This window comes from Allobosea eneae, from assembly GCF_042657265.1.
GTDB classification, from domain to species: Bacteria; Pseudomonadota; Alphaproteobacteria; order Rhizobiales; family Beijerinckiaceae; genus Allobosea; species Allobosea eneae.
In genome coordinates, this window is the sequence record NZ_JBHSLW010000010.1 from 138,131 (window position 1) to 154,159 (window position 16,029).

At 68.4% G+C, this 16,029-nt stretch carries 12 protein-coding genes; 11 read left to right on the forward strand and 1 reads right to left on the reverse strand.

Going from position 1 to position 16,029, the window contains the following annotated elements; genetic code table 11:
• The first annotated feature begins 44 nt into the window (after positions 1 to 44).
• The 11 genes from ACFPOB_RS08805 (at position 45) to ACFPOB_RS08855 (ending at position 13,566) form a co-directional block, all read left to right on the forward strand.
• Complete coding sequence (locus ACFPOB_RS08805; RefSeq protein WP_377797552.1) at positions 45 to 365, forward strand: PepSY domain-containing protein; 321 nt, start codon at positions 45 to 47, stop codon at positions 363 to 365.
• A gap of 46 nt (positions 366 to 411) precedes the next feature.
• Entirely contained in the window at positions 412 to 1,074 is a 663-nt protein-coding gene (locus ACFPOB_RS08810) for a response regulator transcription factor (RefSeq protein ID WP_092156231.1), read from the forward strand.
• A gap of 7 nt (positions 1,075 to 1,081) precedes the next feature.
• The gene (locus tag ACFPOB_RS08815; protein ID WP_377797554.1) at positions 1,082 to 2,458 is read left to right on the forward strand and encodes a sensor histidine kinase; all 1,377 of its coding nucleotides are present in this window, start codon (positions 1,082 to 1,084) and stop codon (positions 2,456 to 2,458) included.
• Positions 2,459 to 2,534: 76 nt separating this feature from the next.
• Positions 2,535 to 3,638 (forward strand): c-type cytochrome biogenesis protein CcmI, encoded by a 1,104-nt coding sequence (ccmI, locus tag ACFPOB_RS08820; protein WP_377797555.1) that lies wholly within the window; start codon positions 2,535 to 2,537, stop codon positions 3,636 to 3,638.
• Between the two features lie 41 nt (positions 3,639 to 3,679).
• The gene (gene ccmE / locus ACFPOB_RS08825) at positions 3,680 to 4,153 is read left to right on the forward strand and encodes a cytochrome c maturation protein CcmE (RefSeq protein ID WP_377797942.1); all 474 of its coding nucleotides are present in this window, start codon (positions 3,680 to 3,682) and stop codon (positions 4,151 to 4,153) included.
• Positions 4,154 to 4,163: 10 nt separating this feature from the next.
• Positions 4,164 to 6,146: a heme lyase CcmF/NrfE family subunit gene (locus tag ACFPOB_RS08830; protein ID WP_377797556.1), complete on the forward strand. Its 1,983-nt coding sequence runs from the start codon at positions 4,164 to 4,166 to the stop codon at positions 6,144 to 6,146.
• Between the two features lie 5 nt (positions 6,147 to 6,151).
• Positions 6,152 to 6,613: a cytochrome c-type biogenesis protein gene (locus ACFPOB_RS08835; protein ID WP_377797558.1), complete on the forward strand. Its 462-nt coding sequence runs from the start codon at positions 6,152 to 6,154 to the stop codon at positions 6,611 to 6,613.
• Positions 6,614 to 6,730: 117 nt separating this feature from the next.
• Complete coding sequence (locus ACFPOB_RS08840; RefSeq protein ID WP_377797560.1) at positions 6,731 to 7,966, forward strand: trypsin-like peptidase domain-containing protein; 1,236 nt, start codon at positions 6,731 to 6,733, stop codon at positions 7,964 to 7,966.
• A gap of 189 nt (positions 7,967 to 8,155) precedes the next feature.
• Positions 8,156 to 8,839, forward strand: a complete 684-nt coding sequence (locus tag ACFPOB_RS08845) for a winged helix-turn-helix domain-containing protein (RefSeq protein WP_377797562.1) — start codon at positions 8,156 to 8,158, stop codon at positions 8,837 to 8,839.
• Positions 8,823 to 10,337 carry a HAMP domain-containing sensor histidine kinase gene (locus tag ACFPOB_RS08850; protein ID WP_377797564.1) on the forward strand — a complete coding sequence of 505 codons (1,515 nt, stop codon included), beginning with the start codon at positions 8,823 to 8,825 and terminating at the stop codon, positions 10,335 to 10,337. Before ACFPOB_RS08845 ends, ACFPOB_RS08850 begins: the two co-directional genes overlap by 17 nt.
• A 274-nt stretch (positions 10,338 to 10,611) precedes the next feature.
• Positions 10,612 to 13,566, forward strand: coding sequence for a bifunctional [glutamine synthetase] adenylyltransferase/[glutamine synthetase]-adenylyl-L-tyrosine phosphorylase (locus ACFPOB_RS08855; protein WP_377797565.1), 2,955 nt, complete (start codon positions 10,612 to 10,614; stop codon positions 13,564 to 13,566).
• Positions 13,567 to 13,582: 16 nt separating this feature from the next.
• Here the strand turns inward: ACFPOB_RS08855 and ACFPOB_RS08860 are convergent, their stop codons facing one another.
• Positions 13,583 to 15,853: a PAS domain-containing sensor histidine kinase gene (locus tag ACFPOB_RS08860; RefSeq protein WP_377797567.1), complete on the reverse strand. Its 2,271-nt coding sequence runs from the start codon at positions 15,851 to 15,853 to the stop codon at positions 13,583 to 13,585.
• Positions 15,854 to 16,029 lie beyond the last annotated feature (176 nt).

Sequence of the window (16,029 nt, forward strand, 5' to 3'; positions counted from 1 at the left end):
TGATGTTCATGGCGCATTCACGCGTACCGGGATAGCCCATGGCGATGATGCTGCTCGACCCCAACGTCGCGATTCTCGCGCTCGTGACCGCCACGGCTTCGCCGGTGGAGCCGGTCGATTCGCCGCAGCCGATCTCCTGCCTGTCGGCACAGGAAACGCGCGAGGCGGTGTCGGACGGCAAGGTCATGCAGCCGGCCGCCGCGTCCAAGCATGCGCGCGAGGCGGCTCCGGGGGAGGTCTTGCGGATCAGGCTCTGCCGCCAGGGCGACGAATTCGTCTATGTCGTGACGACGATGAAGCGGGACGGCCGGGTCGCCCGGGTCACGCTCGACGGCGCCTCGGGCAAGGTGGCGGATATCCGCTAGTTCCGCTATTTCCCGTTCCTGATCCGCCAATCGGAGAAAAGCCGCCGTGCGACTGCTCGTCGTCGAGGACGACAAGGACCTCAACCGCCAGATCGTCAATGCGCTGGAGAACGCCGGCTATGCCGTCGACAAGGCGTTCGATGGCGAGGAAGGGCTCTATCTCGGTGAGACCGAGCCTTATGACGCGGTTATCCTCGATCTCGGCCTGCCCAAGGTCGACGGCGTCGCGGTGCTGCAGGGTTGGCGCCGCGCCGGCAAGACCATGCCCGTGCTGATTTTGACGGCCCGCGATCGCTGGAGCGACAAGGTCTCGGGCTTCGACGCCGGCGCCGACGACTATGTCGTGAAGCCGTTCCATATCGAGGAGTTGCTCGCACGCGTCCGCGCCTTGCTACGCCGCGCGGCGGGACATGCGACGGCCGAGCTGATCTGCGGCCCGGTCCGGCTCGATACGCGCGCCAGCCGCGTCGTCGTCGATGGCAACCCGGTCAAGCTCACCTCGCACGAATACCGGCTGCTCGCCTATCTGATGCATCATCAGGGTCGCGTCGTCTCGCGCACCGAATTAGTCGAGCATCTCTACGACCAGGATTTCGATCGTGATTCCAACACGATCGAGGTCTTCGTCGGCCGCTTGCGCAAGAAGCTCGGCGTCGACGTCATCGAGACCGTGCGCGGTCTCGGCTATATCGCCGCCGCGAAACCCTGAGGCCGTCATGCCGGTCACGCGGCAGCGCTTCTCGCTCGGCGCCCGGCTCTTCATCTCGGCCGCGATCTGCTGTGCGCTGGTGCTGATCCTCGCCGGCTTCGGCCTCACCACCTTCTATCGGCGCGCGGCCGAGCGCGGCTTCGACGAACGCCTCAGCGTCTACATCAAGGAACTCGTCGCTGACCTCGCGGCGCCGCCCGAGGCCGAGCGCCAGGCGATAGGCGACCTCGGCGAGCCGCGCTTCGACCTGCCTCTTTCCGGCTGGTACTGGCAGATCATCCGGCTCGATGGCGAGCGCCCGACCGTGCGGACCTCGCGCTCCCTCGTCGGCGGGCAATTGCCCAAGCTGCTCGACCAGAACCTGCAGCCGAATGCGCGCGGCCTGCGCGAGAGCTATGTCTCCGGCCCGGATGAGCGGTCGCTACGCGTGCTGGAGCGCGAGATCGATGTCGGGGAGGACGGGCGCTTCACCGTGGGCGTCGCGGCGCCTGCCGACGAGATCGAGGGTGACATACGCGATTTCCGTTTCGCCCTGACGCTGACCTTTCTTTTTCTCGGGCTTGCTCTCGTCGCCTCGACCATCGCTCAGGTCCGCTACGGCCTGCGCCCGCTGGCTCGTTTGCGCGCTGCAGTCGGTACGGTGCGCACGGGCGAAAGCACGCGCATCGCCGGGCACTATCCGCCCGATCTCGCCCCGCTGGCTGGCGAACTCAACCAGCTCATCGACGCCAATCGCGAGATCCTGGATCGGGCGCGCACCCAGGTCGGCAATCTCGCCCACGCGCTTAAGACGCCGCTCAGCGTGATGCAGAACGAGGCCGATGCGAGCCAGGGCGTCCTCTCGCAGACGGTCCGGTATCAGACGGCGATCATGCGCGATCAGGTGCAGTACTATCTTGATCGCGCGCGAGCAGCGGCCTTGTCCGGCGCGCTGGGCGGCATCTGCGAGATCGAGCCCTCGCTCGATGCGCTGATCCGCACCTTTGAGAAGATCGCGCAAGGCAGGGCGATCGACGGCAGCCATACGGTGCCGGCGGGCGTCCGCTTTCGCGGTGAGAAGCAGGATTTCGAGGAGATGCTCGGCAACCTGCTGGACAACGCCTTCAAATGGGCGCGGACCGAGGTGCAGGTCAGCTTGGCGCCGGAAGCGCAAACACCTGAGGGGCGCCTCGTCCTGCTCATCGACGATGACGGCCCCGGCCTTCCCGATGACGCCATGGCCGAGGTTCTGAAGCGCGGCCGCAGGCTCGACGAAACGACGCCGGGCTCGGGGCTCGGCCTCTCGATCGTGGTCGATCTCGCCAAGCTCTATGGCGGCGGCCTCTCGCTAGAGCGCTCGCCACTTGGCGGCCTCAGGGCCCGGCTCGTGCTGCCGGCGGTCTGACGTCGCATTGCCCGCGTGACCCTTTGTCGCCATCTTCGGACATGAACCGGCACCTTCGAACGGCTATGAACGGCGGATGCTGATCTGGATCATCTTCGCGGCCATGACCGGGGCCGCGGTCATGGCGGTGCTCTGGCCGCTCGGCCGGCGGGCGCCGGCGCTCTCCGCCGACACGGCCGGGGCGACTGCGCTCTACCGCGCCCAGCTCGCCGAGATCGACCGCGATCTCGGCCGCAAGCTGATCGGCGCCGCCGAGGCCGATGCGGCCAAGGCCGAAGCCGCACGCCGGCTGCTGCGCGAGACGGCGTCGGAAGCGGTTCCCACCGGCGAGAGCGAGCCGGCGCTGCGCCGGCGCCGCGCAGCGTCCGCGATTGCGCTTTCCTGCGTGCCCCTGCTCGCGCTGCTGATCTACGGCGCCTATGGCTCGCCGACCGTTCCCGACCAGCCGCTCGCGGCACGGATGAAGGGCAACCCGGCACAGGATTTCGAGCTGGCACTGGCGCGGATCGAGTCGCATCTCGCCGCCAACCCGACCGACGGCAAGGGCTGGACCGTGCTCGCTCCGGTTTATCTCCGCCAGGGCCGCTTCGACGATGCCACCAAGGCCTTCGCCAATGCGATCCGCTACGACGGTGCGACGACCGAGCGGCTGGGCGGCCAGGCCGAGGCGCAGATTCTCGCCGCCGGCGGCGTCGTCACGGCGGCGGCACGCGAAAGCCTCGCCGAGGCGTTGAAGCTCGACCCGGCTAATCCGCGCGCCCGCTTCTTCATGGCGGTCGCGCAGGAGCAGGACGGGCAGGTGCCGGCCGCGATCGCATCTCTCAAGGCTCTGCTCGCCGACGCGCCGGCCGACGCCCCCTGGACTGCGACCGTCCGGGCTCGCCTCGAAGGGCTGGAGCGTCCTGCCGCTCCGGCCGATGCGATCGCCAGCCTGCCTGAGGCTGAGCGCATGTCGGCGATCCGCGGCATGGTCGACGGCCTCGCCGCGCGGCTCGCCGAGGGCGGCGGCAGCCTCGCCGACTGGTCTCGCTTGATCCGCTCGCAGGCCGTTCTCGGCGAGCGCGAGGCGGCGCAGAAGTCGCTCTCGACGGCCCGCCAGCGCCTGGCGTCCGATCAGGCGGCTGCATCCGCGCTCGACGGCCTGCGCGGCGAGCTCGGCCTGCAGGAGGCGGGACGATGACTGTCCAGGCTGGTATTCCCGCCTCGCCGCCGAGCAAGCGCCTGACCCGCAAGCAGCGTCGCCTCGTCGTCATCGCCTCGGCCGGCGTCGTCCTCGGCCTTGCCGCCGGGCTCGTCGCCTATGCGCTGCGGGATTCGATCGTCTTCTTCTACGGTCCGACCGAGATCGTCGAGAAGGGGCTCACGCCCGGCACGCGCCTGCGCCTCGGCGGCCTGGTCGAGGCGGGCTCGGTCGAGCGTGGTGCCAATCAGCGCGTCAGCTTCGCCGTCACCGATGGCAAGACCAGGACCATGGTCAGCTATACCGGCCTGCTGCCCGATCTCTTCCGCGAAGGGCAGGGCGTCGTCACCGAGGGCGTGCTCGAGGGGCCGGGGCGGTTCCGCGCCGATTCCGTCCTCGCCAAGCATGACGAGACCTATATGCCGCGCGAGGTCGCCGACGCGCTGAAGAAGCAGGGCCATTGGCAGCCCGGCGAAACCAAGCCCGGCGCGCCCGCAGCGCCGGCCACGAAATAGGGCCGCGCCTGTGTTCGTCGAGATCGGTCATTTCGCCTTGGCGCTGGCGCTCGGAGTCGCGGTCGTTCAGACGATCGTGCCGCTCTGGGGCGTGAGCCGGAACGATCCCGCCCTGGCCGCCGTCGGCCCGGCGGCGGCGATCGCCTGCTTCCTGCTGGTCGCGCTCTCCTTCGGCTGCCTGATGGCGTCCTATGTGGTCTCCGATTTCTCGGTCGAGAACGTCGCCGCCAATTCGCATTCGACGCAGCCGCTGATCTACAAGCTGACCGCGGTCTGGGGGAACCATGAGGGCTCGATGCTGCTCTGGGTCCTCATCCTCGTGCTGTTCGGCGCGCTGGTGGCGCTGTCGCGCCGTTCGCTGCCGCCGAAGCTGCGGGCCGGGACGCTCGCGGCGCAAGGCAGCGTCAGTGTCGCCTTCATCGCCTTCACCCTGCTGACCTCGAACCCGTTCCGGCGGCTCATCCCGGCGCCGGGGGAGGGGCAGGACCTCAACCCGATCCTGCAGGATCTCGGCCTCGCGATCCATCCGCCGCTGCTCTATGTCGGCTATGTCGGCTTCTCGATCACCTATGCCTTCGCCGTCGCGGCGCTGATCGAAGGCAAGATCGACGCGGTCTGGGCCCGCGCAGTCCGGCCGTGGATCTTGTTGGCCTGGACCTTCCTGACGCTTGGCATCGCCATGGGCTCCTACTGGGCCTATTACGAGCTCGGCTGGGGCGGCTGGTGGTTCTGGGACCCGGTCGAGAACGCCTCGCTGATGCCCTGGCTTGCCGGCACGGCGCTGATCCACTCGACCGTGGTGATGGAGAAGCGCGACGCGCTCAAGGTCTGGACGATCCTGCTCGCGATCCTGACCTTCTCGCTCTCGCTGCTCGGCACCTTCATCGTCCGCTCGGGCGTGCTGACCTCGGTGCACTCCTTCGCCAGCGACCCTCAGCGCGGCCTGTTCATCCTCGGCATCCTGATCGCCTTCATAGGCGGCTCGCTGGCGCTGTTCGCCTGGCGCGCGCCGCTCCTGAAGCAAGGCGGCCTGTTCGCGCCGGTCTCGCGGGAGAGCGCGCTCGTCGTCAACAACCTCTTCCTGGCGACGGCCTGCGCCACCGTCTTCATCGGCACGCTCTATCCGCTCGTGCTGGAGATGGTCACGGGCGACAAGATCTCGGTCGGCCCGCCCTTCTTCAACGCCACCTTCGTGCCGGTGCTGGTGCCGCTCCTGCTGCTGCTGCCGATCGGCCAGACCTTGGCCTGGAAGCGCGGCGACCTGCTCGGCGCCGCCCAGCGCGCGCAGGTCGCTTTTGGCATCGGCGTCGTCACCACGCTGGCGATCTTCGCGCTTGTGCGCGGCGGTCCGGTGCTGGCGCCGCTCGGCATCGGCCTCGGCGTCTTCCTCGTTGTCGGCGCATTCTGGGAGGTCGGCGAACGCGTCGTTGGCCGCGCCAGTGGTGCGGCGGCGATCCTGTCGCGGGCGAAGGGCCTGCCGCGCTCGGCCTGGGGCACCGCACTCGGCCATGCCGGCGTCGGCATCAGCGTGGTTGGCATCGCCGCAACCGCCTGGGGCACCGAGGCGATCGGCATGCTCAAGGTCGGCGAGAGCCTAACCAGCGGCCGCTATACCGTGACGCTGGAGGCGGTGACGCCGCGCACCGGGCCGAATTATCGCGAGGACGCGGCCCGCTTCCGCATCGTCGCTGATGGCCGCGAGCTGATGCCGGTGGAGGCGATGAAGCGCATCTACACGGCGCGCGCCATGCCGACGACCGAGGCCGGCATCCGTACCGTCGGGCTCGGGCAGGCCTATATCAGCCTGGGCGAGCCCGACGCCAGCGGCGCGATCGCGGTCAAGCTGCACGACAAGCCGCTGATCCTCCTGATCTGGATCGGTGCGCTGGTAATGGCGGCGGGTGGCGTGCTCTCGCTGACCGACAGGCGCTACCGGCTGGCCGCCCCGCGGCGGACGTCGGCGCCGGCCGCACTTCCGCAGGCGGCCGAGTGAGCGTGATGCGCGCCCTTCCGCTCCTTCTCGTCGCATCGCTGGCGGTCTCGGCGCCGGTCCTTGCCGTGCAGCCCAACGAGGTGTTGAAGGATCAGGCGCTGGAGCAGCGCGCCCGGCAAATCTCTTCGGGTCTGCGCTGCCTGGTCTGCCAGAACCAGTCGATCGACGATTCCGATGCACCTCTCGCCAAGGACCTGCGTGTCCTGGTGCGCGAGCGGCTCGTCGCCGGCGACAATGACAAGGCCGTGATCGATTTCGTCGTCGCGCGCTACGGCGACTTCGTCCTGCTGCGCCCGCCGATGAACGCGCGCACGATCGCGCTCTGGGCTGCTCCCTTTCTGATCGTGCTGTTCGGTGCGGCCTTTCTCTGGCGTCGTCGCAATCGCGCTGCGGCGCCGGCCGATGCCACGCTGACGGCCGAGGAACAGCGCCGGCTCGACGATCTGCTGCGCGACGAGCGCGGCTGACGGCTGGCCAACCTTACAAAACTGTCATCATCGGGCGAAATCCGCGTAAGGCGCCGCCCGCCATGGTTCCCCTCACGAAGCAGGGAAGGCCCTGCCTCCCGCATCGAGGTGAGAACCATGACCACCCAAGAAAATAGCACCCCCGAGACCGCCGCCCTCGCCCCCGCCACCGCCCGTTCGATCCTGAAGCGCGGCGCGATCGTCGCCGGCGCCGCGACGCTGAGCATCGGCCTGATGGCCGGCCTCGCCGACAACTTCCTGAACAGCCACGGCGCCGCCAATGCGCAGCCGGTTCAGCTCTCCGGCCTGCAGCAGACGCAGCTGCCGTCTTTCGCCGACGTCGTCGACCGGGTGAAGCCCGCCGTCGTCTCCGTCCGCGTCAAGGCCAGGGTCGTCGCCAGCGCCGACGAGCAGGGCGGTCCGGCCGGCATCGAGGGCCTGCCACCCGGTCATCCGCTCGAACGTTTCCTCCGCCGCTTCGGCGAGGAGGGCATGGGCCCGCGCGGACCGCAGCAGCAGCCGCGTGCGCAGCTTTCGCAGGGCTCGGGCTTCTTCATCAGCCAGGACGGCTATGTCGTCACCAACAACCACGTCGTCGCCAATGCGGCCGAGGTCCAGCTCGTCACCGATAGCGGCAAGACGCTCTCGGCCAAGGTGATCGGCACCGATCCGCGCACCGACCTCGCTTTGCTCAAGGTCAACGAGTCCGGCAACTACCCCTTCGTCCAGCTCGCTTCGGGCAAGCCCCGCATCGGCGAATGGGTGCTGGCGGTCGGCAACCCGTTCGGCCTCGGTGGTACCGTGACTGCGGGCATCGTCTCGGCCCAGGGGCGCGATATCGGCTCCGGCCCCTATGACGACTTCCTGCAGATCGACGCGGCGGTGAACCGCGGCAACTCCGGCGGTCCGACCTTCAACCAGAAGGGCGAGGTCGTCGGCGTCAACACCGCGATCTACTCGCCGTCCGGCGGCAATGTCGGCATCGCCTTTGCGATCCCGGCGGGCACCGTCCAGAGCGTCGTCGAGCAGCTCAAGGAGCACGGCTCGGTCGCGCGCGGCTTCATCGGCGTGCAGATCCAGCCCGTCACGGCCGAGGTCGCCGACGCGATCGGACTGAAGGACGCCAAGGGCGCTCTGATCGCCGAGGCGCAGGCCAACGGCCCTGCCGCCAAGGCCGGGTTGAAGCGCGGCGACACCATCCTCGCGGTCAATGGCGAGAAGATCGCCGATGCCCGCGAGTTGTCGAGGAAGATCGCGACCTTCGCGCCGGGCACCAAGACCAGCCTGACCATCTGGCGCGACGGCAAGGAGCGCGAAGTGACCTTCGAGGTCGGCCGCCAGCCGGCGGCCTGATCTAAGGCTATCCGAGTTGGGACACGCTCTCGCGCGTAGCGTCAGTTGATCTGCGAGAGCGTGTTCCGGGCGGATGGTTTCTCCCGGTTGTCACGTCGCCCCCTGCCGGGAATGCCAGCCGTCACGGCGGCAGGTCGGATCGTCACCTCCGGCCTGCCGCTTTTCCTTGCGTTGAGGTAGCGTGTCGCCATGCGACTCCTGATCGTTGAAGACGACGCCGAAGCGGCAGCCTATCTGGTCAAGGCCTTTCGCGAGGCCGGCCATGTCGCCGACCATGCCCCCGATGGTATCGAGGGCTATGCCATGGCGCAGGGCGGCGGCTATGACGTGCTCGTGGTCGACCGCATGCTGCCGCGCATGGACGGGCTCTCGGTGATCCGCTCCCTGCGCGAGCAGGGCGAGACCACGCCGGTGCTGATCCTGTCCGCACTCGCCCAGGTCGACGACCGGGTGAAAGGCCTGCGCGCCGGCGGCGACGATTATCTCCCCAAGCCCTATGCCTTTTCTGAGCTGCTCGCCCGGGTCGAGGTGCTCTCGCGCCGTCGTGGCGCGCCAGCCTCCGAGCCGACCACTTATCGCGTCGGCGATCTGCTGCTCGATCGGCTGGCGCATCGCGTCACCCGCGCCGGCGAGGAGATCGTGCTGCAGCCGCGCGAGTTCCGCCTGCTCGAATATCTGATGAAGCATGCCGGGCAGGTCGTGACCCGCACCATGCTGCTGGAAAACGTCTGGGATTATCACTTCGATCCGCAGACCAACGTCATCGACGTCCATGTCTCGCGTTTGCGCTCCAAGGTCGACAAGGGCTTCGAGCACCCGATGATCCACACCATCCGCGGCGCGGGATACATGGTCCGTGACACAGCTCGCTGATGGCCGGGCGGGGGATGTGCCGCAGCCCTCCGGCCGCCTGCGCTTCCTGCCGCATCTCGTCCGCACCACCGCCTTCAAGCTGACGGCGATCTATCTCGTCGTCTTCGCCGCCTTCGCGATCTTCGTGCTGGGCTATGTCGCCTGGAACGCGAAGAACCTGCTCGACGACCAGATCCGCTCGACCATCGACGCCGAGATTCAGGGGCTGGCCGAGCAGCAGCGCCTCGGCGGCATCAGGCGGCTGGTCCAGGTCATCGAACGGCGATCGCGCGGGCCGGGGGCCTCGCTTTATCTCGTCACCACCCCGCTGGGCGAGCGCATCGCCGGCAATATCGAGGCGCTGCCGCCAGGCACGCTCGACCGCCAGGGCGAGAGCGAGATCGAATATGCTCGCTCGTCCGAAGCGCTCGACCAGACCAACCACGCCATCGTCCGCGTCTTCATGCTGCCGGCGGGCTTTCGCTTGCTGGTCGGGCGCGATGTCGAGGAGCGTGAGCGCCTGCGGGTCGTGATCAAGCGCGCGGCAGGCTGGTCGGTCCTGCTCGTCGTCGTGCTCGGCTGCTTCGCCGGCTGGTTTGTGGCCCGGCGAGTGCTGAAGCGTATCGACGGCATGAACGATACCGCTCGCTCGATCATGGCCGGCGACCTCAAGGGCCGGCTCGCCATCGCCGGCACTGGCGACGAGCTCGACCGGCTGGCCGGCAACCTCAACGCCATGCTCGACCGGATCGGCGAATTGATGAGCGGCATGCAGCAGGTCACCGACAATGTCGCCCATGACCTGAAGACGCCGCTGACCCGCCTGCGCAACCGCGCCGAGGAGGCGCTGCGCACGGCGCAGTCGCCGGAGCAATTGCGCGCGGCCCTCGATGGCGCGATCGACGAGGCCGACGGGTTGATCCGCGTGTTCAACGCCCTTCTGATGATCGCGAGGCTGGAGACCCGTCAGATCAGCGACAGCATGGCCCCGCTCGATCTCGCCGAGATCGTCGATGGGCTCTCCGAACTCTACGAGCCGCTGGCGGAGGAGGCGGGTTTGACGCTCTCCGCCTCCGTCGAGCCCGGCCTGTCGCTCACCGGAAACCGCGAGCTGATCGGCCAGGCGCTCGCCAATCTGATCGACAACGCGCTGAAATACGGCAAGCCCGAGGGCGATGCGCCAGCGACCGTCGTGGTGACGGCGCGGCGCGTCGACGACATGATCGAGATTGGCGTCGCCGACCATGGCGCCGGCATTCCCGAAGCCGATCGCAGTCGCGTGCTGGAGCGCTTCGTCAGGCTCGACCAGAGCCGCAGCAAGCCGGGCTTCGGGCTGGGCCTGGCCTTGGCTTCCGCGGTCGCGCACCTGCATGGCGGCGCGATCCGCCTCGCGGACAATGCGCCGGGGCTCGATGTCGTGATGTCGCTGCCTGCGGCGCCTTCTGTGGACAGGCCAGCCGCAGAAGCTCCTCCGGGCTCGACATCGCAGCCGGACGGGGCAGGGTTCCAGTCGGCTTGATGCGTCGGCGTCAGGGCAAGTGCTTGAGGGGTAAATTCGTTCTTGGTGCAGGGCGCGGGAGCCCTCCACCCTTGTGGGAGAGGGTTGGGAGGGGGGTGTCGCACCCGCAGTCCTCGCCGCGCCAAGCGGGACCTGCGTCGAGGGTGGCATACCCCCCTCTCTAGCTCTCCCCCACAAGGGGGGAGAGGACAGGTTGCGGTTCTGGTATTGAGTTCTTCAAGCGACTGCTCTGGGCTTCGCGTTACACCTTGTTGATGTTGCGAGCGAGGTCACTGTGAGCGAGCCCTTATGCCAATGCCTGAAGGCGGCGCCCGTCCTGCCGGCGCGCGGCAAGGTCGAGGCGCTCTGGCGCGACGAACTGATCGAGCGCCTGTTCGATGCCGAGGCCGGCGAGCGGCTCGCTGCGCACATTGCCGGCAATGAAGCTTCGGCCGCGCTCGTCGCGGGTATCCTCGCCCATTCGCCTTTCCTCACCCAGGTCATGCGGCGCGATCCTGAAGGGCTGCTCGCCTCCTTGACCAGCGATCCGGGCGAGCGCCGCGATGCCCTGCTGGCCGGCATCGCCGCCTTCGCCACGTCGGAGACGGCGACCGCCGATCTGATGCGGGAACTCCGCCGTTTCCGTCAGGCGATGGCGCTCCTGATCGCGCTCGCCGACATAGGCGGCGTCTGGCCGGTCGAGACGGTCACCGCTGCGCTCAGCGCCACCGCCGACATGGCGGTGAAGCTCGCGAGCGAGCACGCGCTGCATCAGGCCGCCAGTCTCGGCCGGATCGCGCTTTCTGACGCCGATGAGCCGGGCAAGGGCTCCGGCCTCGTCGTGCTGGCGCTGGGCAAGCATGGCGCCGGCGAGCTGAACTACTCCTCCGACATCGACATCGTCGTCTTCTTCGATCCGCAGATGGCCGAGGCCGCCGGCGTCGGCGAGCCCACCAGCTTCTTCGTCAAGCTCACCCAACAGATCGCCCGCATCATCCAGGAGCGGACGCCGGACGGCTACGTCTTCCGCGTCGACCTGCGCCTGCGGCCCGATCCCGGCTCGACCCATGTCGCCGTCGCCCTGCCGACGGCCTATGCCTATTACGAGACGGTCGGCCAGAACTGGGAACGCGCGGCGATGATCAAGGCGCGCCCTGTCGCCGGCGACCTCGATCTCGGCCGCCACTTCATCGCCGATCTCGCTCCCTTCATCTGGCGCAAGTACTTCGATTTCGCCGCCATCGCCGACATTCATGCGATGAAGCGCCAGATCCAGTCGGTGAAGGGCTTCGAGACGCTCAGCCTGCCCGGCCACAACGTCAAGCTCGGCCGCGGCGGCATCCGCGAGATCGAGTTCTTTGTCCAGACCCAGCAGCTCGTCTTCGGCGGAAGGCGCCCGGCGCTGCGCGGGCCGCGCACGCTGGAGATGCTGGGCGAGCTCACCAAGGAGAACTGGATCAGCCCGCAGGCGCGCGACGAGCTGACGGAATCCTATTGCTGGCTGCGCACCATCGAGCACCGGCTGCAGATGCGCCATGACGAGCAGACGCAGACCCTGCCGAGCGACGCCGCCGATCTCGACGCCTTCGCCCGCTTCTGCGGCTACCCCTCGGCCAAGGCCTTCGGCAAGGATCTGGAGGCGCATGCCCGGTGCGTCGAGGGCCATTATGCCCTGCTGTTCGAGGATGCGCCCAGCCTCGCCAGCGAGGCCGGCGCGCTCTCCTTCACCGGCACCCAGAACGATCCCGAGACGCTGGAGACGCTCGGCAAGCTCGGCTTTCGCCAGCCGGCGACCGCGGCCGAGACGGTGCGCGGCTGGCATTTTGGCCGCCGCGCCGCCGTCACCAGCGCCCGCGCCCGCGAGGTGCTGACCGAACTCACCCCCGCCTTGCTCGTCGCGCTCGGCCGCACCACCGATCCGGATGGCGCGCTCGCCCATCTCGACAACGCTTTCGTGCGCATGCCGGCTGCGGTCGAGCTTTTGACGCTGCTGCGCTCGCATGAAGCCCTGCTGCAGCTCTTCGCGGAGATTCTCGGCAGCGCCCCGCGCCTCGCCAAGGTCGCGGCGCTTTATCCGCATGTGCTCGACGCGGTGATCGACCCCGCCTTCAGTGCCCCGCGCCACGATGCCGAGCGGGTGGCGCAGCGCGTACGTGCCATGGTCGGCACGCCGCCGCCCAGCGTCGAGGATGGGCTTGATCGCATGCGTGACGCTGCCCGGCAGGAGAATTTCCTGGTCGGCGCCCGGCTGCTCTCCGGCGTGATCAATGCCGAACAGGCGGCGCAGGGTTATGCCGCGGTGGCGCAGGCCTGCGTCCGCGTCGCCTTCGACGACACCCGCGCCGCCTTCGCCGCCGATCATGGTCTCGTGGAGGGCGCCGAGGCCGTTGTACTCGGCATGGGCCGGTTGGGGGCCGGCGAGCTCACCACCTCATCCGATCTCGACCTGATGCTGCTCTACGACCGGCCAGAGGATGCCGAGGCCAGTGACGGCAAGCGCCCGCTCGATCCGGTGACCTGGCATGTCCGCTTCACCCAGCGCTTCGTCGCGGCTCTGACCGTGCCGACGCGGCGCGGCACGCTCTACCAGGTCGATCTGCGCTTGCGGCCAGCCGGCAACAAGAGTCCGGCAGCAACGCAGTTCGGCGGCTTCACCGCCTATCATCAGGGCGAGGCCGAGATGTGGGAGGAGATGGCGCTGACCCGGGCCCGCGTCGTCGCCGGCGATACCGGGTTGCGAGAGAAGGTCGAGGCCGCGATCAGCGAGATCCTGTTGCGCAAGCGCGAGCCGGCCAAGGTCGCCGCCGCCGTCGCCGAGATGCGGGCGCTGATCGCCAAGGAGAAGGGCGAGGGCAATGCCTGGGATCTCAAGCTCGCCGTCGGTGGCCTGACAGACCTCGATTTCCTGGCTCAGTTTCTGGTGCTCGCCTATGGCCACGACCATCCGCAACTCCTGGCCCGCACCACGGCCGGGGTGTTCGCCGCGGCGCGCGAGACCGGCGTCATCGCTGCCGGGGAGGCGGAGCGGCTCGCAGCTGCCGCGCGCTTCATCGGCGACGTCCAGCTGTGGCAGCGTTTCGCGGTCGAGGAGGACTTCAACGCCAAGGCGGTGCCGGAGCGCGTTCTGAGCCGGATCGCGACGGCGGTTGGCCTGCCAGATGCGAAGGTGTTGAAGGCCGAACTCGACGAGCGGCGGGCGATGGTGCGCGGCCTGTTCAAGCAGATATTAGGCGCGGCGCAGAAGGCCTGAACGCCGCGCGCTGCGCTCAGGCCGCCTGCTCCAGCTCTGCGCCGCCCGGGCTCTTCAGCGGCAGGTGGACCATCACGATCGTGCCCGAGCCCATGATCGAGCGGATGCGCAGCGAGCCGCCATGCAGCTCGGCCAGCGAGCGGGCGATGGCGAGGCCGAGGCCGGAGCCGCCATGGCTGCGGATGAGATCGCTTTCGACCTGTTCGAAGGGACGCCCGATCCGGCCGAGCTTCTCGCGCGGGATGCCGATGCCGCTGTCCTCGACATAGAGGTTGAGGGCGTCGGGCGCCGGCTTGACGCGCACCGCGATCCTGCCGCCCTCGGGCGTAAACTTGATGGCGTTCTCGACAAGGTTGCCGACGATCTGGAAGAGGGCGTGCGCGTCCGCTTCGAGGCGCATATCGCTGCCGAGGTCGGTGGTGAGAGAGAGGCGCTTGCGGGTGATCTCCTCGCGGTGGCAGCTGATCGCCTCGCCGACCACCAGGTCGAGCGCGATATCGGTCTTCTCGAGCTCGAGCTTGCCGGCCTCGATCCGGGCCATGTTCAGGATGTCGCTGATCACAGCGAGCAGGTAGCCGCCGCTGGAACGGATATCGCGGACGTATTCGACATAGCGCTCGGAACCGAGCGGGCCGAACAGCCCGTCATCCATGATCTCGGAGAAGCCGAGGATGGCGTTGAGCGGCGTGCGCAGCTCATGGCTCATATTGGCGAGGAACTCCGATTTGGCGCGGTTGGCGCTTTCGGCGGAGGCCTTCTGTTCGAGGTAGAGCTCGGCGAGCTCGGCGAGCTGCTGCGCCTGCGCTTCAAGCTTCTGGCGCGAGGATTTGAGGTCGGTGACGGTCTTGAGCAGCTCGTGCTCGGAGCGGGTCAGGCGCTCCTCCTGCTGCTTCAGCATGGTGATGTCGGTGCCGACCGAGACCGAGCCGCCATCCTTGGTGCGGCGGCCATTGATCTGCAGCCAGCGTCCGTCGGAGAGCTTCGCCTCGTAGGAGTGGCTGCCCGAGGCGGCGCGCGAGCTGCGGATCGGCTCGCGGTCGATGCTCGGCTGGGCGCTGTGGCTCATGATCTGCTCGTAGGCAGTGCCGGTCTTGACCAGTTCCGGCGAGAGCTTGTGCAGCTGCTGATACTTGGCGTTGCACAGCACGAGCCTCTGCTCCGCATCCCAGAGCACGAACGCTTCCGAGATCGCCTCGACCGCGTCGCGCAGGCGGGCGTCGGCGGTGGCGGTGCGAGCGGCCATGCGGCGCTGCTCGGAGATGTCGACGACAATGCCGACGAGATGCTGCGAGCCGGTGCGCCGGTCTGTAACCAGCTCAGCCCGCGCCTTGAGCCAGACCCATTCGCCGGAGGCGTTGCGGACGCGGAATTCCTGGTCGAGATGGTCGGTCTCACCACGGCTGACCGCATCTGCCAGGCCGTAGAGGTCGGCATCCTCCGGATGGATGAAGGCATTGACCTCGCCGAAGGACATGAATTCGCCGGCGCGATCATAGCCGAGCATCGCGTACATCGAATCCGACCAGTACATCCGGCCCCGGGCGAGGTCCCAGTCCCACAGTCCGCAATGGCCGCGGCTCAGGGCGGTATCGATGCGGTCGCGGACGCAGTCGCAGTCCTCGTCGGCGGCGCGGGCGCGGCGCGATTGCAGGACGAAGGCCGCGGTGATGCCGGCGAGCACGATCGCCGCCGAGCCGAACAGGACGAGAAGCGAGCGCCGACGCTCGTCCCAGGTCGAGAGCGCGCGCTTGACCGGGTGGAGCACTGCGACCTGACCAAGGGGGGCGGCGAGATTGCGCACCGTGGCGAGCGCCTCGATCCCACCCGGAAGCGTAATCGGCATCACGCCGGCCCGGTCGGCGAAGACGGTCAGCGCCTGCCCGGGACCGAGCAGGTCGACGAGGCTGCGCTCGCTCGCGCCGATTGTCGGCTCGCCGGCAACCACGCGGCCACCGGCGTCGCTGACATAGACGATGCGGCCGCGGCCGGCGATGTGCTTGGTGGTCAGGGCGGTGAGGGCGCTGTCGGGCCGCTTGTCGTCCTTCGAGGCTAGATCAATCTCGCGCACAAGCAACGCGGCCAGCGCTTCGAGGTCGGTTGCTGCATCGTCGAGCGCGTCATCTCGCAGAGCGCTGGTCTGGACGTAGGCGCCGAGCGCCAGCAGCAGGACGAAGCCGACGACGAGAGCGGGAATGACTTTCCGGAACGCCGGCTCCAGCTGCTCGAAGCGCTGATAGAGCGGATGCGTCAGGGATCGTGCTACGCCAAGAACCGAATTTGCGCGCACGTGTGCGCAAGCCGCGTCTGCACGCGTCATGCCCGTTCCCCCTTCGGAAGCGATGTACCGTCAGTAAGATCGGGAGACGTGCCGCATCTCCGAATCACAGTCAGTTGAATCCGAGGGACTCGCTTTGTCTAGCGGAAACTTCGTCCTGACAGCTGTTTTGCGCGCATTGGTTGTGG

What these genes read in the sequence shown, in the direction of transcription:
- ACFPOB_RS08815 (WP_377797554.1), top strand. Translation starts at nt 1,082, where the DNA reads ATGCCGGTCACGCGGCAGCGCTTCTCGCTCGGCGCCCGGCTCTTCATC.
- ACFPOB_RS08845 (WP_377797562.1), top strand. Translation starts at nt 8,156, where the DNA reads ATGCGACTCCTGATCGTTGAAGACGACGCCGAAGCGGCAGCCTATCTG.
- ACFPOB_RS08835 (WP_377797558.1), top strand. Translation starts at nt 6,152, where the DNA reads ATGCGCGCCCTTCCGCTCCTTCTCGTCGCATCGCTGGCGGTCTCGGCG.
- ACFPOB_RS08840 (WP_377797560.1), top strand. Translation starts at nt 6,731, where the DNA reads ATGACCACCCAAGAAAATAGCACCCCCGAGACCGCCGCCCTCGCCCCC.
- ccmI (WP_377797555.1), top strand. Translation starts at nt 2,535, where the DNA reads ATGCTGATCTGGATCATCTTCGCGGCCATGACCGGGGCCGCGGTCATG.
- ACFPOB_RS08805 (WP_377797552.1), top strand. Translation starts at nt 45, where the DNA reads ATGATGCTGCTCGACCCCAACGTCGCGATTCTCGCGCTCGTGACCGCC.